Source organism: Clostridium sediminicola (assembly GCF_050402865.1).
Taxonomy (GTDB): Bacteria; Bacillota; Clostridia; order Clostridiales; family Clostridiaceae; genus Clostridium_AF; species Clostridium_AF sediminicola.
Window position 1 is genome coordinate 240,570 of record NZ_BAABMF010000002.1, and the last position, 18,506, is coordinate 259,075.

Below are 18,506 nucleotides of genomic sequence, written 5' to 3' on the forward strand. Positions count from 1 at the left end.
TAATAACAAAAGAGCCATTTCGGCTCTTTCGTTAAACTTCAAGTTTTTTATCCAAGATATAAGAAGTTACTAAAAATAAAATTATAATAATTATCGATGTAAATATTACTTCTGTGGTGAAATAAGATATATCATTAAATGGCAAATCTAGTGTAGATATATCCATTGTAGAATTCTCAACATGCATACCAAATCCATAATTTGAACTAATACCCTTGTTAAAAATTTTCAAAATGAAAGTTTCTATAAATGAAATTATTCCTGATAAAACAAAGAATATTATTACTCCTATAAAACCACCAATTTTGCCTTTAATTTTATTGCTACTTAATAACGTAATAACAAAATATATTAATAATATTTGAGACACATATTGAATAATAAATTCTATAATTAAGAACGTATAATTAATATCTATTATTTCTTCAAATATATTAATTCCACCTTCAAAAATCCCTATATCTCTAATCATAAGTAAAATGAATACTGTACAAACTATTGCTGATAATAAAGTCCACATTAAAGCAATTATTGTTTTAACAAATAGAATTTGCTTTCCTGTTACCGGTAAAGTAAATGTCAAATAAGCCCTATCCTCATTAATATCTTTTTTATAAAAATCTATTATCATTATCAAAAATGCTATAACCATTGCCATTGAAGTTAAAACTGTTACCAAAACTCTAAACACAATTTTATCGTACCCAAATCCTACAAATGCGGCAATGTTTGCAATTAAAACTGCAAGTAAAAATGGTCCATAAATTCTATATGTGTTTTTTAACTCTAATTTAAATAATTTACCCATTGTTATCACCCCTACTCTCTAAAAATATCTCGGTAAACTTCATCTATCGACATTCCTCTATCAATTCTTAATTGTTCTGCATCCCCTTGTTCGATTATTTTACCCTCAGAAATAAAGGCAACTTCATCAAATAATTTTTCAATATCTCTAACTAAGTGTGTTGTAATAATCATTGAACTACCTTCATTAAAATTATTTAGAATAGCATCTAATATTTTTTCTCTTGCCACAGGGTCTACCCCTGCAATAGGCTCATCTAGCACATAAAGTTGTGCATCTCTAGATAGTACTAGAGTTAATATTAGCTTCTCTGTCATTCCTTTTGACAAAGATTTTACTTTCATATTTTCTTCTAGGTTCATAAATTCCAATAGTTTTTTGCATTTATTAACATTGAAATCCTCATAAAAATCAGAAAATACTTCTACTGCATCTTTTATCTTCATCCATTTATAAAGAAAGCTTCTATCCGGTAAATATGATACAATTTTTTTTGTTTCTACCCCTGGTTCCTTGCCATCAATGTATATCTCCCCATCATTCTTATGCAATAATCCAACAATAGTCTTGATAAATGTAGTCTTACCACTTCCGTTAGGTCCTAATAATCCCATTATTTTGCCTTTTTCTAAAGTTATATTCAAATTATCTACCGCAACTTTTGCACCATATTTTCTAGTTAAATTTTTTGTTTCTAATATAAGTGACATAATCACTCCTCCTTACTAGTTATTTCTGATACCATACTAATAATATCTTTTGAATTGAAACCAAGTTCCTTCATTTCAGATATAAAATTCGTCAAAACATCTTCAGCCATCGTTTTCTTTAATTTATTTATCAATTCTTCATCTTCAGTTATAAACTTGCCTTTCCCTCTCATAGTAAAAGCTAAAGATTCCCTTTCTAGTTCTGAATAAGCTCTTTGAATTGTATTAGGATTTACTTTTAAATCTTGTGATAATTCTCTTACTGAAGCCAATTTATCTCCTCCTTTCAATTCACCAGATACCAATAATTTTTTTATGTTATTAATTACTTGTGAGTAAATAGGCTCTTTGTCATTAAATATAATGTTCAAGATTGCACCCCCTCATTAGTGTGTTAATTACATAATACACTAATTGGTTGTTGTATGTCAAGAGCTTCTATACAAATTATTGAAAAAAAATAAAAAGAACTGAAGTTTATAGATTATCAGCTCTTTTCTTTAATATACTTTTTTTATCTAAAACACCAATAGGTAAAGTCATTGCTTCTACAAAGACGCCCATTGATACTAATTCTCCTAAATCGTTATTTATAATTAAAGCTATCATAAGATAAATCATTGTAAAACTCAAAGATAAATACTTTAACCTTTTTCTCCTATCTACGCTAATTATTGGCTTATTAGGATGATCTACTGGCGAAAAATATAAAATAATACAAAAACTTAGAATAGCTATTACAATTTTAAATATAATATTAAAATCTAGGTATGCAGCTGGAAAAACAATAAAGCTCATCGATAAAAGAGTAATAAAAAAACACCTTATTGTAGTTTTTTCATGGTATCCGCCTGCAAAACTTCTTAATGAAGTAAAAACAATTGCAGCTACCAAAAAATATTGCGTCAATGATAATAAAGTAAAAAATACTAAATAAATAATAAACTTTATAAACTCCTCTAAAAAACATGCTAATCCAAATTTCATCTTTTTAATCTGAATCTCATCATATGTGTTATTTATAGTTATTCTATATACTAACCTATCAACAAACTCTTTCATAATACTCCTTCTTAACTTTAAATTTTAATAAAAATTCCGTATTGTTTTCATTACTAATGATATCAATGCTTCCTTTGTTTCTGTTAACTAAATCTCTTACAATAAATAAACCATAACCATGATCTCCTCTATTTTTTCTTTTTGTAGAAAATCCTTTTTGAAATATTTTATTTAAATATTGTTTAGGAATCATTGGTCCATTATTCGATAAAGATATATAAAAACTATCATTCTCAATATAACTATAAAATGATATTATCTTATTTTCCTCTTTAGTACTACTATTAACTGCGTGAATTGCATTATCTAAAATATTGCTAATTATAGCAATCAAATCATTATTATCTATATCCAAGAATTCTAACGATTCTTCAAAATCGATATCTAAATAAATATTATTATCTATTGCGTATTTACTCTTAACAGCTAATAATCCATCTATATATTGATTTCCTGTATCATAAAATCTATAAGAATCATCTAAATTATCAATTGTTTTTTTTAGATAACATCTTATTTTTTGCAGAGAATCTTTTCTATCAAGAACACACAATGCGTAAACTGTATTTATTATATTAGCAAAATCATGTTTTTCCTTTCTAACTATATCTACAACGGTTTCTAAATTATCTATATATTCTTCTCTAAGTTCATATTTATATTTAATATTTAATAAATTCACTCTTTTCTTATAGTCAAGAATATTTACCGTAATAAATCCGCCAAACATCAAGTAAAGTAATACATTGGATAAAAAAAAAGTACTATTAGCTTCAAATGAACTTTGCAAACTCATTATTGAAACTATTATAAAAAAAATCCCTAAAACCTTATAAGCAGTAGTATTATTATCTGTAAAAATAGTATTAAAACTTCTAAATCTATTCCTAAATTTAAACATAACAACTAATTCAAAAATTTCAACACTTTGAATAAATAAGGATATGTAAAATCCATAAGATAATGAATTAACAATTTCCATTATACCCATGTGTAAAATTAAAGATAAAACACTTAATACTAAAAATTCATTAAACATAAAGTATATTGATGAACATAAAATTATAATTATAGATGCGTAAAGTTTTATAGAAAATAAAATAGAAATTGAAATAAAAGAAAAGATGACTATTAATATAGTTCTATATCCCAATGGCAAATTAAGAGTTATCCAAACTGAGTATAAAGTATATATTATTATATATAATAAAAATTTAATTTTATCTTTTGAATTATTAAATTTTTTTTCAATTAATAAACTAAAAATCAGTAAAATGTTCATAGCTTCTATTGAACATGTGATTAAATGATATATGGGTATTTTATTTTCCATAATTCACCTCATATTCGAAAAATAATGGTTATTATTTGTATTTTAACCTTATTATATCATAATAACCATTATTTTTCTATGTATATGTATGCGTTTAGCCTAATAATTCCTCTGGGCATTCTGGTTGATGAATAAATAACATACATGCACTACAAACTGTAGCACTTCCTATTAATAAAGCAATAATTCCTACAAATTTAAATAAATTTTCTTCTAAAATAGATTTAATTTTCATTTTACTCTACCATCCTCTCTTTTTACAATAATTTCTATTACTGTTATTTATATTCTAGCATATTTTAACATTTTTTCAATGACTTTCTTAATTTTTTTTATATTTATTTTCTTAATATATATTAATATTTGTTTATATTCACCAAATTATTTTTTAATATTTAAAATAACCTCAAAAAATAAAAAAGAAATAAAGCACCCTTTATTTCTTTTCATAAAGTACTCTATTCCCTGTATCTTTCTTCATTACTATGGAATCATACATCCCTCTATCTACCTCTGTTTTAAAAAACAACCCATCTCTTGGTCTATCATCTACTGGAAAATCGTCATCGACAACATCTTTATATTCAAATGGATGTCCTTTTGGAACTCTATTAAGTTTGTCAATGTCTATATGACTTTTTTTCTGCATAATAACTCCTCCACAATTTTATACTTCAGGAACTCCTTTAACTGGCCCTTTCATATCAGAATCTACTTCTAAAGTAATTGGATTTGCACTTTTTTTATTTCTTGTTTTATTGTCATTCTTTTTTCTTTGTTCTGATTTTTTACTCATGAAATCACTCCTTATTTATCATTTCTCTTTGATTTTATATCACTTTGTTTACATTGTTTTTCACTATTATCAGTTCTTTTAGTTCCCATATTTACTTCTTGTCTATTAATATCAGATTTCTTTCTTTTGCTCATAAAAAAGCACTCCTTTCAAAATATAGAATCCCCATTATCACTTATATTATTCTATAACCTTTGCTGATTAATATATTAAAAAAAATTGATAAATTCCAACAAAAAGCTTGCAGAATTATTTCTGCAAGCTTTTATCTTTCTTTACAACTATCTCTAATAATTAACTTAGTAGGAATAGTTACTTTTTTACAAATTTCTCTTCCTGTTTTTAATTTCTCAACCATTAATTCTACAGCTGTTTCTCCCATAAATTCAGTAAAAACCTTTACTGTTGTTAATGCTGGAACTAAATATTGAGCAGTTATAATATCATCAAAACCAATAATACTTATATCATCAGGGATCTTTAATCCTTTTTCAATTATTGCTTTATATGCACCTATTGCCATAGGGTCACTAGCAATAAAAAATGCTGTAGGTAACTTTTCATTCTCTAAACATGATTTCATCAAATTATAGCCATCCTCATGAGTAAAACTACCTACTCCTATGAACTTCTCATTAAGATTACCTTTATGTGTCATATATTCTCTATAGGCCATCTCTCTATAATCACGTTCTTTATTATTTTTCCCAACAATATATCTCTCACCACCTATATAACCAATTTGTTCATGTCCTTGTTCTATTATATAATCTAATGTATCAAACACAGATTTTCTAAAATCAAGAACAACAGAATCAAATTTATTTTCATCAGGAGATGAATCAACAAAAACTATATTATTGGACATACTACTTAATTGAATAATTTGACTTTCATCAAAACCTCCAATTGCTACTATTGCATCTAATGTTTCATTTATTTGAAATTGATTAAATTTATCTAATCTAAAAAATCTTATATTTTCTTCAGAACATTTTCTTTCAATGGCAACTCTTATAGAAAGATAAAAAGGATCTCCTATTTCCTCTTTCTCTGAAAAAAAATGTGCGATTCCTATTACAAAAGAATCTTTCCTGTTTTTTCTTTCCCTTACTGTAATATATTCAAGTTTTTCTGCAATTTCCAAGATTTTTTTTCTAGTACTATCTTGTACATTCAAGCTTTTATCATAGTTTAAAACCCTAGACACAGTTGAAATTGATACTCCAGCTTTTTTTGCAATATCTTTAATTGTTGCCATAACTCTCTCCTAACTTACTTAATTCATTATTATATTATATCCGCCACATAAATTCATAATAGCACTAAAAACTTTATATGAACATTATATCATAGACATATTTTAAATAACCCTTATTTTTATACAGCTTTCAATATAAATATAGTTGAATAAAAATCCTTTATCCACTTATGTTTGCACCCATCATTATATCCTGTAAAAATCTCTCCTGGCAGAATTCCAATATTCATTAATTCATCACCATAAAACAGTTTATCACTATTGTTTATAGAATATTTTTTTTCATTATCTAGCCCTTGGAGCTTTATTCTCTGTAACACCGGATTTGCTTCATTCAAAATTTTATAATATCCAACTAAAGATTGCTCTTTGTCTTCCGACACTACCATCCAAGAAGTAATATTTCCATCTTTTTCAAATGGACTTATTAGTCTATAAAAATCACCTTTTTGGATTAATTCTCTATTTTCTTTATAAAAATCTATTTGATTTCTTAGCTTATTCTTATCTTCAATTGAAAGATGATTTAAATCAAGTTCATATCCAAATGTTCCAAAGTATGCTACATTCGCTCTAGTGTCTATATCAGTCACTCTAAGAACTTGATGATTTGGTACCGCTGATACATGAGACCCCATTGAACTTATCGGATAAACCATAGAAGTACCATATTGAATTTTTAATCTTTCTATTGCATCAGTGTCATCAGATGTCCAAGTCTGAGGAGCATAATAAAGCATACCCGGGTCAAATCTTCCTCCTCCGCTTGCACATGATTCAAATAAAATTTTCGGGAATTTTTCAATCAACCTTTCATATAAATTGTATACACCCAAAATATGCCTATGCATTAATTCCTCTTGTTTATGTGTATCTAATGCTATAGAATAAGCTTCAGTTATATTCCTATTCATATCCCATTTTATATAAGAAACAGGTGCTTCACTCAATATATTATCCATCATTGCAAAAATATAATCAACAACTTCTTTTCTTGAAAAATCTAATACAAATTGGTTTCTCCCATGAGAATCTTTTCGATTCGGAGTACTTATAACCCAATCTGGATGTTCTTCATAAAGCTTGCTGGCTTTATTCACCATCTCAGGTTCAAACCACAACCCAAACATCATTCCCATATCTTTTATTTTATTAGCCAAACTGCTAATTCCATTAGGCAACTTTGATTCATCTACGAACCAATCACCTAATGAAGTCGTATCATCATTTCTTTTTCCAAACCACCCGTCATCTAGAACAAACATCTCAACACCGTATTCTTTAGCCGTTTTAGCAATATTTAATATTTTTTCTTCATTAAAATCAAAATAAGTAGCTTCCCAATTATTAATCAATATAGGTCTTGTTTTATCTCTCCAATACCCTCTTGCTAAACGAGTCCTGTATAATTTGTGGTATGTTTGACTCATACCATTAATACCTCTTAATGAATAAACCATCACGGCCTCTGGTGTTTGAAATTCCTTTCCCTTTTCCAAGCTCCATTCAAATCCAAAAGGATTTATTCCCATTGTTATTCTTGATACAGATAGATAATCTACTTCTACTTGCGCAATAAAATTTCCACTATAAACTAAACTAAACCCATAAACTTCTCCATTAAACTCATTTGCATCAAATTTTTTAAGTGCTATAAAAGGATTATGATGTACTGAACTAGCTCCTCTTGCACTATAAACTGATTGAATACCACTTTGAAGCTTTCTTTTCTTAACATGTCTTTCTCTACTCCACCCACCTGATAAATGCATCATTTCATACTCATCATCAGGTAAGTCTAAAGACATACTCATTGCACTACATAGTTTTATATCACTTTCTCCTTTATTAATAAATTTAGCACTTCTTGCAATAGCAGAATAGTTTTCAAATATCGAATAATACAATACTAACTCTGTACGTATAATTGAATCTTCTAAATGTATTTCAAGAGTAATTGCTTCATTTTCATTTTCAGTATAAGTTGCTGGTAAACCATCAAGTTTTTTCTTACCTTTATATATATAATGTTTTTTGTATTCAAAATTGGTAATGGTACTTCCGTTTCTTTGTTTTATTTTATGAGAAGGTTGTCTAAAATCTGTAGTTCCATAAGATGGATATTCTTGTTTTATATGATCAAGTGAAAAAGAATAATCATCCTTATAAATACAAGCTGTTAACGCTCTATTGTTTATATTAAGTAGATGTTTAAATGAATCTCTATGCGTAATTTTTTTCCCAAAGTATAAATTACCTATTTGATTATTCTTTAGTATATTTATAATATAACTTATTTCATTATTATATAAATGAAATTCCTTAGTATTTTTATTAAATTTAATAGGCATGTTATTCCTCCCCGCTTTCCTTACAGTTTTAAATTAAGTCACTTTTGATAAGATATTATGATTAATATAAACGTGAAACCCTACACCCAAAATCACCACCCAAGCTTTAAACGATACAAACAAAATTATCAAAACCATTGTTAGAACAAGAATGATCATTTTGTCTATTTTAAGATTTGCTGTAGAAAAAGATTTTATAATCGTATCTATATAAGTTAAGTCTCCTTTAGATAAATAAAAAAATATTACTTGAAAAAACATTACACACTCGATAGTTATAAAAATAAGTAATGCTAAAGCATAAATATTTCCGTCAATTAGTTTTATAAATCTAAATATTGAATATCCCATTGCCAAGAACCAAATAGTAATACTTGTAGCTGGTATTACTTTTTTTACAAAAGATCTAAAATATAAATAACTCAAATTCTTAACAGTTATCGAACCATCATTTTTTTCAATTCCTTCAAAACATGAATATGCCGCTGTCAAAGATACACCTATTGTGATAACAGGTATTGAAGTTAAAATCACAAAACAACTTATAAAAATTATATAAAAACATAATTCTCCATAATTTAAAAACTTATTCTCTAATACATCTTTTCCAATAATTTTCATACTATCACCTTATTTCACTGCACTATCAACCATACCTTTAACAAAGTATTTTTGAAGAGCAATATATAATATAGTTATTGGTAAAATTCCCATAACAGCAGACGCTGCTGCGGCATTTAAATTTGTCCCCGTCATCGCAAAGAAAGATGATATTGCTAATGTAACTACTTTCATATTAGGATTTTGTAAGAAATATAACGAAAACTGATAATCATTCCATATCGCCACTCCAGTTAAAATGATTACTGTTGCTGTAACTGGCTTCAATAAAGGTAATATTATTCTATAAAAAATACTGAAATTACTACATCCATCAATGGTAGCAGCTTCATCTAAAGCTAGAGGAATTGTTTTTATAAAGTTTGTGTATAAAAATATACTTAACGGTAGTTGGAAAGTTACATGTACAACAATTATTCCCCAAAATGTGCTGATTCCCTTTAGTTTTGCCATAAAACTATACAACGGAACCAACAAACTCAAAGGCGGAATCATCATTATAGCTAATATAAAAGTTGTAATAAATATATTTAATTTAGATTGGTTTCTTGCTAAAGGATAAGAAGCCATAGCACCAACAAAAACAATCAATATTACTGAAACTAAAGTAATAATTATAGTATTTCTAAAAGCTATCATCATCCCTCCATTATTCAAAGCTATTGAATAATTTTCAAAAAATAGTTTTTTAGGCAATATCCAATAAGAAGAAAAATCAGTAATTTCTTTTAGAGATGCAACAATAGTTATATAAATTGGAACTACATGAATAATTGCAACAAAAATTGCTAGAACTGTTTTCCACATGGTTTTCTTTTTCATTAATACTCCACTTCCCTTCTTCTAAAAAATATTTGTATTACTAATGTAGTTAATAATATAGAAATAAATAATAGAAGTCCGATTGCTGATGCATAACCAGCTGATTGAGTATCAAAATAAGTCGAATGAATCAATGTTGACAATGAGTGAGTAGTATATCCCGGTCCGCCATTGGTTAAAGCTTTGATTACATCAAAAAGTTTCAAACCACCGATTAGATTCAACGTAACACTAGTAACAATAGAAGGATATAAAAGAGGTAAAGTAATATGTCTAAATTTAGCCCATGCACCTGCACAATCAATATCCGCTGCTTCATAGTACATAGTTGGTATTCCTTGAAGACCAGCGAGATAAATTACCATTGATATTCCCATAAATTGTAGTGTATTAATTACAACCATCATCGTTACCGCAAGATTTGGACTTGATAGCCATAGTTTAGGCTCTGCTCCAAATAAAATCAAAATATCATTCAATGCTCCATTATCATATCTAAGTAAGAAATACCACATATAACCCATAATAACTGCTGATATCAGTACTGGTAAGTAAACTATAGTTCTAGCTAACCCGCGGCCTTTAAAATAATCATTTAGCAAAACCGCATATGCTAGTCCTAAAACTTGCTGAAAAATAGTACTTCCTATACCGTAAATCAATGTATTTTTAAATGCCATTCCAACATTGGCATCAGCTAACATTGTTTTAAAATTATATAACCCGATAAATTTATAACTCTGAGAATAACCATTCCAGTTTGTAAACGCAATTTTAATTCCACTTAAGAATGGATAAAGCACAAATACCAAAAATAATAATATTGCTGGAATGTACATTAAATTTGTCCACTTTAATGCCTTTTTCAAAATATCACCCCTTCTAAAGAAAAGTAGGATAAATTTATCCTACTTTTTTATTGTGCCATTATTATTGTTGAGAACGTAATCTATCGTAATCTTCTTTTAATTTTTTAACTACATTATCCATATCCATTGTCCCAGATATAATTCCTGTTCCTGTTTTACATAATGAATCCCACATACCGTTTGGAAGATACTCACGGTCAAAATATCCAAACCCTCTGAAATTTGTGGCATTTTCAAAGTATGGAGCTAAATTTCCTGTATCACTTTTATAACCATCTCCAGACAATCCAGTTGGTGCTAAGTTACCTGAAGCAACTTTATTTATATTTTCTGGTTTAGCCAAAAATTCTAAGAATCTCTTAGCCTCTTCTGGGTGTTTTGTATCTTTCCAAATACCCAAAGTACTTCTTTCACCAGTAATCAAGCTAGGCTCATCATCCGGAGTATTTGCTGGAACAGGTATAAATCCATATTCTCCATCAGGTGCAAACTTCTTAGCTTCACCAATAACATAGTTACCAAAGAATGCAAATGCAGCATTTCCTTTAGCTAATTGCTCACCTACTTCAGGCCATGTCCCTTCAGCAACATTCTTGTTCATATAATCTGATTTATATAAATCATCGAATAATTGAGCAACTGGTTTCCAATTATTCCAATCAAATGAACCATCCTTCAATTCATTTCTATAATTTTTAGATTCGTTTGTGATTAAGAATGAAGGCGCAACCCAATCAAAAAAGTTACCAACTGTCCAATCATCTTTAGCTCCACCTATGTAAAGCGGTGTCTTCCCAACTGCTTTCACTTTTTCACATGCAGCTTTGAAATTATCCCAAGTTTTTATTTCAAAAGGATCAACTCTAGCTTCATCTAATACTGTTTTATTAAATGCTATACCCGCAACATCATAGTCCATAGGTAATACAAATATTTCATCATTAGTGTTAGTAATTACTGGTTTTATTAATGGATCAATTTTACTTGCCCATGGTTGATCTTGAAGTGGTGTTAAATATTCGCTATATCTTGCAACAGACCATCCGTGAGTAGACCAAAGGTCAGGTAAATCGTTTGCAGCCATTTTAGTTTTCATTGTTGATTCATAATCAGGTAAGTAAGCTAATTCAACATCGATGTCAGAGTTTTCTGTCTCAAAGTTCGCAATAATTTCTTGGAGATTCGTATAAGTAACTTCAGTTTGATTAAAGTTTACCGCTACACTAAGTTTTACTTTTTCTTTACTTTCTTCATCACCAGATTTAGCTTCATCTACTGATGTACTAGTATTTCCTCCACAACCAGCAAGAATTAACATTCCAGTAGCTAGCATCATTGCAATTGTTGATTTTAAAAATTTTCTTTTCATAACTTCCCCCCTATAATCGTTGTAATCGATAACAACTTTATGATTATATTTTAGCAAAACTTTACTAAAATTTCAACAGTGAATCAATAACTTTTTGTAACTAATTTTACTATTTTTAACTTTAATTTTCTGCAACCTTTGAATCCGCTTGATTTTAAACTAATTAATACCTAACTTTTTACATTTAATTCTACACAACCGCATCAGCATCAATTGATTTTATTCATAAATACAATTAATTTTACTAAACTTTTACTAAATAAATAATAAAAAAGCAGTTCTACATAAACTGCTTTTTTTACTAACTAAAATTTATTACAAATTATAATGTCTTAAATCATTCTTTATAATTTCTTGGATTAGGTGCTTTAACAACAAACATTTCTAATAAATTCTCATCAAAATTATTAACATTCATTTTAACATTATACGGTATACTTATAATACTACCTTCTTCGTATTTATGAGGCTCTTGTTCACCCAATTTCAAAGTCAACATTCCTCTAGCAACAATCATATACACATTTGAATTTGAATAATGTTCAGGCAAACCCTCACCTTTTGTGAATTTCATATGAATTAAAGCGGCATTATCCTCATCCACAACCTTTTGAATAACTTTTTCAGTAATATTTCCATCTAATTTTTGAAAATTATAATTAGTTTCTATCATAAATTTACCTCCTCTTAATTCCACTTTATCTTTATTATAATTTTTAACTTATATAAAATCAGTTACCTAAGTAACTAATTTTCACATATTTATTTCTCATTCTTTTTTATAACATCATCCCCAATAGCTGCAACATTATCTAAAGCTTCTTTCACAGTATATTTCCCTCTTATAACTTCAGTAATATATGTTTTCACATCTCCATATATCACTGGCATTAAATTTTGTTTTGACCAGTCCTCAGCTGCAATTTCAGGAGTATTATTCAATTCCTCTGCAAATATCTCAAAAAATTCCTTTCCAAATTGGTATTCTAGCTCATTATTATCCACTCTAGGACTTAATAACAAAGATTCCGTACAATATCTAGCGTTAACTTCCTTAGAAGTTAAGTATTTAATAAAATTAACTGTTTCCTCTTCTACTCCAGTATCCTTAAAAGCCAGAACAAATTTGCCTGATGGTACGGAAGACCTATTTTCCCCAGTAGGCACATAAGTCACTCCCCATTCAAAATTAGATAAATCTCTATAGTTTGCCATCATCCAATTTCCAGAGAAATGAATTGCAGCCTCTCCAGCTCTAAATAAAGAGCTAGTATCTTCTCCATTTAACCACACTGAGTTTGTTACAACATCTTCATCATTCATTCTTTTGAAATATTCTAAAACAGCAATACCCTTTTCATTATTTATTGTCATTTTGGTCCCATCTTTATTTACTATTCTTCCACCAAAATCATATAATATTGTTGACCACCTTTGCGGAGATGCATCCCACAGAATACCGTACTGAGCCCCACCCTTATCCTTAACTATTTTAACAGCTTCAACACATTCATCCCAATTCCAAATATCATCTCTAGATAAAGGCACATCTACACCAGCCTTATCAAATAATGTCTTATTATAAATCATACCATTTACCGTAGCATCCGTAGGAATTGCTAAAACCTCTTCACCTATAGTGTAATAAGGTTTCAAAGATATTACAAATTGATCTGTAATATTTTCATCATAATAATCATTAAGGGGTTGCGATAATTCAGAATAAGCCCTAGGATTAGACACACGTGCAAATGCTGGCGTTTTCCCTTCTGAAATCATACACTCTATTGTAGTTCTTAATTCTTTATACGGTACTTCTATTAAATTAATAGTAATATTTTTATTTATTTCTTCATAATCGTTAATTATTGACTTCACTACCTCACCTTCAACGCTATCTGAAAACCAAACAAAATCTAATATAACCTCTGATTTTTTATCATTACCACATGCTGTTAATCCAGAAATAGTTAAAATTATAATAACCCCAAGAGCTATTATCGAAAAAAATCTTTTTTGCATCTATTCTTCCCCCAAATTCTATTTGACTGCTCCAATCCCTAAAACAATTCAATATTATAATTTTATTTTACAATAATTCAATTATATCAAATTACCAATTATTTTCCACGAATTTTTCTGCAAAAACTTAATTATTAATTTCGTTAATATAATAAGAAAACTACTAGAGAGTTTTCTAGTAGTTTTTATAGTAATGAATCCACCATTCTTTTATCTTTCTCAATTTCGCAACCATCAATAGTGAGAAGTGTTCCTGTTATCATAGATGTTATCCCTGCATTTAGAACCTCTTCCTCTTTTCCTCTAATATATTCTCTTCCAGCGCCAAAAACTAAATTAGTTTTGGGTAAAATAAATCTATAAACTGCAATATACCTTAATATCTCATCATATTTCAATACTCCCACTGACTCCAAAGCTGTCCCTTTTACAGGTACTAAAATATTAATTGGTACATTATCTACATTTAAATTTCTAAGTTCAAGCGCCATCTTAATTCTATCTTCCGGAGATTCTCCCATTCCAAATATTCCACCTGCACATACTCCCACGCCAGCTTTCTTTGCATTTTTTATAGTATTTATTCTATCTTCATAGCTATGAGTAGTAATAATATTTTTGAAATAAGATTCACTAGTTTGAAGATTGTGATGATAATGTTCTAACCCTACTTCTTTTAATCTCAAGAATTTGTCATGTGTTATAACGCCAAAAGATCCACATACTTTTAAATCAGTCTCTTTTTTTAAAGTTTTTATCACTTCAATTACTTTATCAAAATCATGATCTTCTAACCCTTTACCGCTTGTCACAATAGAAAAACTATCTGCACCTTGTCTTTCCTTTTCCTTAGCATCTTCTATAATCTTTTCACTATCAATTAGTTCATATTCTTTTACATCGGTTTTATGGTAAGCAGACTGTGCACAAAATCTACAATTCTCAGAACATTTTCCAGATTTAGCATTTACGATTGTACATAAATTAACTTTATTATCATTAAATTTCAATTTAATTTCTTTTGCAGCTTTTATAAGTCCTTCTAAATCTTCAGTTTTTGATAATTCTAAAGCTTCTTGGAAATTTATAAATTCTCCATTTAATACTTTATTTTTCAAATCCATTATAATTATATCCATTTTTATTACTCCTTACGAAAATTAATAATTGAATAATTCTATCTAGCTTCTAACACTTTTGCTTTCTTTAATCTTGGTATTACATTAACACCCACAATTGCAGTTATTAAACATTTCAATATATCTCCTGGTAAAAATACTACTAATCCAATTTTTAATGCTCCTCCTATTGAAAGTTCCATTCCAACCACTTTTGTAAGAATCACATATAAATATGGAACCCCTATCAAATAAATTACAAATAATCCAGCTATAGATGCTATTAAGAATGTAAAATAGTTAGGGTTATCTGAGTTTTCAACAATTTTTCCAATAACATAAGCTCCAACTATAAATCCAATTAAATATCCAAATGATGGTTGCATTACATATCCTATACCTCCACCTTTAGTAAATATAGGAATACCAATTAACCCAGTTGCTACATATACAATCTGTGATAAAGCCCCTAATTTTGACCCTAAAATAATTCCTGCAAAAGCAGTAAATAAAAACTGAAGAGTTATTGCTGCAGGTTCAACTGGTATCTTCAAAAATGCTCCAACAGCAGTAAGCGCTGCAAACATTGCAACTAAAATCATATCTTTTGTATTAATTTTCATTCAAATTCCTCCTCGGTTACTAATTGTTAACTTGTTTATCATTCACGGTTTACATATTTATATTATAGCATCCTCTCCATGATTGTCAACCTTTAAGTAACCAAATGTAAACAATAAAAATTTACTATACAATAATTATCTAACACTTATAACAAAATTCACCTTATCAATCTTATTTATAGTTAGCTTTTTACCATATTTTTTAAATTCTATCTCAAGTTCTTCAATATTTGAATAGTACTCATCCTCTATTTCTTCAATTTGTTCATTTGAAAATCCACTCATTAAGTTTTCTTTTTCCTCCTCATTTTCAAACATCATATCTCCAATAACAATCATTCCATCATCTTTTAACACTCTTATCATTTCTTTAATAGCCATATTTTTCTCCACATCATTCAAATGATGAAAAGCATAGGTAGAAACAATAATATCAAACTTACTATTGTTAAATGGTATTTTTAAGAACTCCCCTAGTCTCACTTTTAGCTTAGGAAATTTTTGTTTTGCTACATTCAACATTTTCCTTGATTGGTCAATACCTATAATATTGTATCCCTCATCTAAATATTTTCGAGAAAGATTTCCTGTCCCTACTCCAATATCAAGAACATTAACTTTATTTGTATCTTCACATATATTCTTAAGCGACTTTTCATATACAGTTTGTAATATTTTATCGTAATTTTTATAAATATTTAAACTACCTATATTTTTTCTAATAGATATATCATAAGTTTTAGCCCAGTCATCAAAATTCCACTTGTCTTTCCAGTTATTCTTAACACTTCTTACTTCGTTAATAGTTTTTACTGATTGAATTATTTTATCTACATACTTATCATCAATAGTTTCATATATTACATCCATTAACTCCTCAACGGAATCTTTTAGTAGCCTCAATCTATGCATTTCGTCATTTAATACTTCCCATTGCTTGTAAAAATGTTCTAATATATTATCCTTGTAATTTTTATCAATGATATGTTTTATATCTTCTACTGAAAAATCTAGCGCTCTATACATAAGTATTGTTTGTATTCTTATTAAATCATCTTTTGTGTAATACCTGTAGTTATTATCGCTATCTCTTAAAGGATTTATCAGCCCTTTCTTTTCATAAAATCTTATCTTATTAGAAGTAACATTAAAAACATTTGCCACTTCATTAATTGAGTATTTTTTTGACATTTACAAATCACTCCCTCGCTATTATCTGCTATAAGTATAAACCTTAGCTTAAGGCTAAGGTCAACACAAAATATAAATAAAAAGCATGTAATCAAGAACTTTTTATTCTTAATTACATGCTTTTTATTATTTTGAATCACATTTTTTCTTTGTATAAAATAACAAAAATATAACTACAGGGGTTAAAATTAATCCTATCACACCTCCTGTAAATAATTCCACAATCCAATACCTCATTAACATTCCACCATCTAGAAAACTTGTTATTATACCATTATATCCTGTTATAGTATAGTTAACACTTTCAGCCAGTCCAGTAAAAATTTCAGCCATACCTGATGCTACATATAAATGCCCAATAACCACAAACACTCCTATAATAAAAGAATTTACAACATTTCTTCTACATGCAATTACAATCATAGGAATAAGTCCCATCATATTTGGCAAAGATCCTAAAGGCAAAAATCTTACTCCTGGTAGAGTCAATGCTAATATCAATGAAGCAGGCATTAATAATATTCCCGTAACTATAACAGCTGAATCACCAAGCAAAACAGCCAAATGCAATCCTATATATGTTTTTTTCATTTTAGGAAATTTTCTCATCATATACTCCTGCATTCCAGAAGAAATAGGCAACAATCCATCCCCTAATATCCTTGTCATTTTAGGAAGTATATAAACCACTGCTGCAATATTAAATGCAAGCTCTAAAGTATCTTTTGTACTGTAACCTGCTACTATTCCCAATACCGCTCCCATAGCAAATCCTATAAACATAGGATCTCCAAAGAAACCAAGTTTATCTTTAATTTTATCTGGATTAGCTTGAATTCTATTTATTAATGGAACTTTCTGTAATAAACTATTTCCAAAAATGCCTACTGGATAATAACAGACACAATGTAAGGTAGTAATAGTAACCCCCTCTATACCCAAGAATTCTTCTACATCCGGAGCGCTCCAATCTGCAATTTTCAAAATAATTATTTCCGAAAAAACAGCTGCACAAGTAGATATATATATATTTCCAGTCACATAGTATAGAATTTGTGCTAGAAAAATAAAATGCCAATAATTCCAAATATCTATATTTACTGTTTTAGTCCATTTACCAACTAACATTATTACGTTAATTGCCATAATAATCGCTAGTAACAAAGGTACAAACTTAAAAGACCAAGTTATTGCCGCAAGTGGTGGCCAACCTACATCTAAAACATTTAATTCCATACCAGTATTTTGGACTATCACTTCTAAAACTGGCCCTAGATACTTTACAAAATTATCAAAAATAACAAAAATTCCTATAAACCCTATTCCCAGTGTTAAACATGATTTAAATGTTTTTTCCCACGGCAATCTAATTATCAAAGCTATAATCATCATCAATATTGGCAACATTACATAAGATTCAAAACTTAATATCAGTTCTAAAACTCCACTCAAAAAATCCAACATCTTTGCTCCCCCTTAAAATTATGTGCAGTTTATCTATCTATTGACAGGTTACAATCAACTATAAACTGGCATATCTTTAGTATAGA

21 protein-coding genes are annotated in these 18,506 nt (G+C 28.4%); all 21 read right to left on the bottom strand.

Annotation, left to right across the window (positions count from 1 at the left end; translation table 11 throughout):
- Nucleotides 1-31: 31 nt before the first annotated feature.
- The gene (locus ACQ3F0_RS04900) at nucleotides 32-808 is read right to left on the bottom strand and encodes a hypothetical protein (RefSeq protein WP_428863999.1); all 777 of its coding nucleotides are present in this window, start codon (nucleotides 806-808) and stop codon (nucleotides 32-34) included.
- Between the two features lie 11 nt (nucleotides 809-819).
- On the bottom strand, nucleotides 820-1,518 hold the full coding sequence (locus tag ACQ3F0_RS04905) for an ABC transporter ATP-binding protein (protein ID WP_428864001.1): 699 nt from the start codon (nucleotides 1,516-1,518) through the stop codon (nucleotides 820-822).
- Nucleotides 1,519-1,520: 2 nt separating this feature from the next.
- Entirely contained in the window at nucleotides 1,521-1,889 is a 369-nt protein-coding gene (locus tag ACQ3F0_RS04910) for a GntR family transcriptional regulator (RefSeq protein WP_428864002.1), read from the bottom strand.
- Between the two features lie 106 nt (nucleotides 1,890-1,995).
- Nucleotides 1,996-2,580: an accessory gene regulator ArgB-like protein gene (locus tag ACQ3F0_RS04915; RefSeq protein WP_428864003.1), complete on the bottom strand. Its 585-nt coding sequence runs from the start codon at nucleotides 2,578-2,580 to the stop codon at nucleotides 1,996-1,998.
- Complete coding sequence (locus tag ACQ3F0_RS04920) at nucleotides 2,564-3,913, bottom strand: sensor histidine kinase (protein ID WP_428864004.1); 1,350 nt, start codon at nucleotides 3,911-3,913, stop codon at nucleotides 2,564-2,566. Before ACQ3F0_RS04920 ends, ACQ3F0_RS04915 begins: the two co-directional genes overlap by 17 nt.
- Nucleotides 3,914-4,007: 94 nt before the next feature.
- Complete coding sequence (locus ACQ3F0_RS04925; protein ID WP_428864006.1) at nucleotides 4,008-4,148, bottom strand: cyclic lactone autoinducer peptide; 141 nt, start codon at nucleotides 4,146-4,148, stop codon at nucleotides 4,008-4,010.
- A gap of 201 nt (nucleotides 4,149-4,349) precedes the next feature.
- Nucleotides 4,350-4,562 (bottom strand): hypothetical protein, encoded by a 213-nt coding sequence (locus ACQ3F0_RS04930; protein ID WP_428864007.1) that lies wholly within the window; start codon nucleotides 4,560-4,562, stop codon nucleotides 4,350-4,352.
- A gap of 18 nt (nucleotides 4,563-4,580) precedes the next feature.
- Entirely contained in the window at nucleotides 4,581-4,709 is a 129-nt protein-coding gene (locus tag ACQ3F0_RS04935) for a hypothetical protein (protein WP_428864008.1), read from the bottom strand.
- Between the two features lie 11 nt (nucleotides 4,710-4,720).
- Nucleotides 4,721-4,843, bottom strand: coding sequence for a hypothetical protein (locus tag ACQ3F0_RS04940; RefSeq protein ID WP_428864009.1), 123 nt, complete (start codon nucleotides 4,841-4,843; stop codon nucleotides 4,721-4,723).
- Between the two features lie 131 nt (nucleotides 4,844-4,974).
- Nucleotides 4,975-5,970, bottom strand: coding sequence for a LacI family DNA-binding transcriptional regulator (locus ACQ3F0_RS04945; RefSeq protein ID WP_428864010.1), 996 nt, complete (start codon nucleotides 5,968-5,970; stop codon nucleotides 4,975-4,977).
- 119 nt (nucleotides 5,971-6,089) lie between these two features.
- Complete coding sequence (locus ACQ3F0_RS04950; protein WP_428864011.1) at nucleotides 6,090-8,321, bottom strand: alpha-galactosidase; 2,232 nt, start codon at nucleotides 8,319-8,321, stop codon at nucleotides 6,090-6,092.
- A gap of 33 nt (nucleotides 8,322-8,354) precedes the next feature.
- Complete coding sequence (locus tag ACQ3F0_RS04955) at nucleotides 8,355-8,942, bottom strand: hypothetical protein (RefSeq protein ID WP_428864012.1); 588 nt, start codon at nucleotides 8,940-8,942, stop codon at nucleotides 8,355-8,357.
- A gap of 9 nt (nucleotides 8,943-8,951) precedes the next feature.
- Nucleotides 8,952-9,764, bottom strand: a complete 813-nt coding sequence (locus ACQ3F0_RS04960; protein WP_428864013.1) for a carbohydrate ABC transporter permease — start codon at nucleotides 9,762-9,764, stop codon at nucleotides 8,952-8,954.
- On the bottom strand, nucleotides 9,764-10,633 hold the full coding sequence (locus ACQ3F0_RS04965) for a carbohydrate ABC transporter permease (protein ID WP_428864014.1): 870 nt from the start codon (nucleotides 10,631-10,633) through the stop codon (nucleotides 9,764-9,766). The genes ACQ3F0_RS04960 and ACQ3F0_RS04965 overlap by 1 nt, the downstream gene beginning before the upstream one ends.
- A 61-nt stretch (nucleotides 10,634-10,694) precedes the next feature.
- Entirely contained in the window at nucleotides 10,695-12,002 is a 1,308-nt protein-coding gene (locus ACQ3F0_RS04970) for an ABC transporter substrate-binding protein (protein ID WP_428864015.1), read from the bottom strand.
- Nucleotides 12,003-12,339: 337 nt separating this feature from the next.
- The gene (locus ACQ3F0_RS04975; RefSeq protein ID WP_428864016.1) at nucleotides 12,340-12,675 is read right to left on the bottom strand and encodes a cupin domain-containing protein; all 336 of its coding nucleotides are present in this window, start codon (nucleotides 12,673-12,675) and stop codon (nucleotides 12,340-12,342) included.
- A gap of 89 nt (nucleotides 12,676-12,764) precedes the next feature.
- A complete protein-coding gene (locus ACQ3F0_RS04980) occupies nucleotides 12,765-14,024 on the bottom strand; it encodes an ABC transporter substrate-binding protein (protein WP_428864017.1) in 1,260 nt (419 codons plus the stop codon).
- Nucleotides 14,025-14,209: 185 nt separating this feature from the next.
- Complete coding sequence (gene bioB / locus ACQ3F0_RS04985; RefSeq protein ID WP_428864019.1) at nucleotides 14,210-15,163, bottom strand: biotin synthase BioB; 954 nt, start codon at nucleotides 15,161-15,163, stop codon at nucleotides 14,210-14,212.
- Nucleotides 15,164-15,201: 38 nt separating this feature from the next.
- The gene (locus ACQ3F0_RS04990) at nucleotides 15,202-15,765 is read right to left on the bottom strand and encodes a biotin transporter BioY (protein WP_428864020.1); all 564 of its coding nucleotides are present in this window, start codon (nucleotides 15,763-15,765) and stop codon (nucleotides 15,202-15,204) included.
- A gap of 135 nt (nucleotides 15,766-15,900) precedes the next feature.
- A complete protein-coding gene (locus tag ACQ3F0_RS04995; RefSeq protein ID WP_428864021.1) occupies nucleotides 15,901-16,956 on the bottom strand; it encodes a methyltransferase domain-containing protein in 1,056 nt (351 codons plus the stop codon).
- Nucleotides 16,957-17,082: 126 nt separating this feature from the next.
- Nucleotides 17,083-18,420: a PTS galactitol transporter subunit IIC gene (locus ACQ3F0_RS05000; RefSeq protein WP_428864022.1), complete on the bottom strand. Its 1,338-nt coding sequence runs from the start codon at nucleotides 18,418-18,420 to the stop codon at nucleotides 17,083-17,085.
- Nucleotides 18,421-18,506: the final 86 nt, after the last annotated feature.

What these genes read in the sequence shown, in the direction of transcription:
- ACQ3F0_RS04900 (WP_428863999.1), bottom strand. Translation starts at nt 808, where the DNA reads ATGGGTAAATTATTTAAATTAGAGTTAAAAAACACATATAGAATTTAT.
- ACQ3F0_RS04905 (WP_428864001.1), bottom strand. Translation starts at nt 1,518, where the DNA reads ATGTCACTTATATTAGAAACAAAAAATTTAACTAGAAAATATGGTGCA.
- ACQ3F0_RS04915 (WP_428864003.1), bottom strand. Translation starts at nt 2,580, where the DNA reads ATGAAAGAGTTTGTTGATAGGTTAGTATATAGAATAACTATAAATAAC.
- ACQ3F0_RS04920 (WP_428864004.1), bottom strand. Translation starts at nt 3,913, where the DNA reads ATGGAAAATAAAATACCCATATATCATTTAATCACATGTTCAATAGAA.
- ACQ3F0_RS04925 (WP_428864006.1), bottom strand. Translation starts at nt 4,148, where the DNA reads ATGAAAATTAAATCTATTTTAGAAGAAAATTTATTTAAATTTGTAGGA.
- ACQ3F0_RS04930 (WP_428864007.1), bottom strand. Translation starts at nt 4,562, where the DNA reads ATGCAGAAAAAAAGTCATATAGACATTGACAAACTTAATAGAGTTCCA.
- ACQ3F0_RS04935 (WP_428864008.1), bottom strand. Translation starts at nt 4,709, where the DNA reads ATGAGTAAAAAATCAGAACAAAGAAAAAAGAATGACAATAAAACAAGA.
- ACQ3F0_RS04940 (WP_428864009.1), bottom strand. Translation starts at nt 4,843, where the DNA reads ATGAGCAAAAGAAAGAAATCTGATATTAATAGACAAGAAGTAAATATG.
- ACQ3F0_RS04945 (WP_428864010.1), bottom strand. Translation starts at nt 5,970, where the DNA reads ATGGCAACAATTAAAGATATTGCAAAAAAAGCTGGAGTATCAATTTCA.
- ACQ3F0_RS04950 (WP_428864011.1), bottom strand. Translation starts at nt 8,321, where the DNA reads ATGCCTATTAAATTTAATAAAAATACTAAGGAATTTCATTTATATAAT.
- ACQ3F0_RS04955 (WP_428864012.1), bottom strand. Translation starts at nt 8,942, where the DNA reads ATGAAAATTATTGGAAAAGATGTATTAGAGAATAAGTTTTTAAATTAT.
- ACQ3F0_RS04960 (WP_428864013.1), bottom strand. Translation starts at nt 9,764, where the DNA reads ATGAAAAAGAAAACCATGTGGAAAACAGTTCTAGCAATTTTTGTTGCA.
- ACQ3F0_RS04970 (WP_428864015.1), bottom strand. Translation starts at nt 12,002, where the DNA reads ATGAAAAGAAAATTTTTAAAATCAACAATTGCAATGATGCTAGCTACT.
- ACQ3F0_RS04975 (WP_428864016.1), bottom strand. Translation starts at nt 12,675, where the DNA reads ATGATAGAAACTAATTATAATTTTCAAAAATTAGATGGAAATATTACT.
- ACQ3F0_RS04980 (WP_428864017.1), bottom strand. Translation starts at nt 14,024, where the DNA reads ATGCAAAAAAGATTTTTTTCGATAATAGCTCTTGGGGTTATTATAATT.
- bioB (WP_428864019.1), bottom strand. Translation starts at nt 15,163, where the DNA reads ATGGATATAATTATAATGGATTTGAAAAATAAAGTATTAAATGGAGAA.
- ACQ3F0_RS04990 (WP_428864020.1), bottom strand. Translation starts at nt 15,765, where the DNA reads ATGAAAATTAATACAAAAGATATGATTTTAGTTGCAATGTTTGCAGCG.
- ACQ3F0_RS04995 (WP_428864021.1), bottom strand. Translation starts at nt 16,956, where the DNA reads ATGTCAAAAAAATACTCAATTAATGAAGTGGCAAATGTTTTTAATGTT.
- ACQ3F0_RS05000 (WP_428864022.1), bottom strand. Translation starts at nt 18,420, where the DNA reads ATGTTGGATTTTTTGAGTGGAGTTTTAGAACTGATATTAAGTTTTGAA.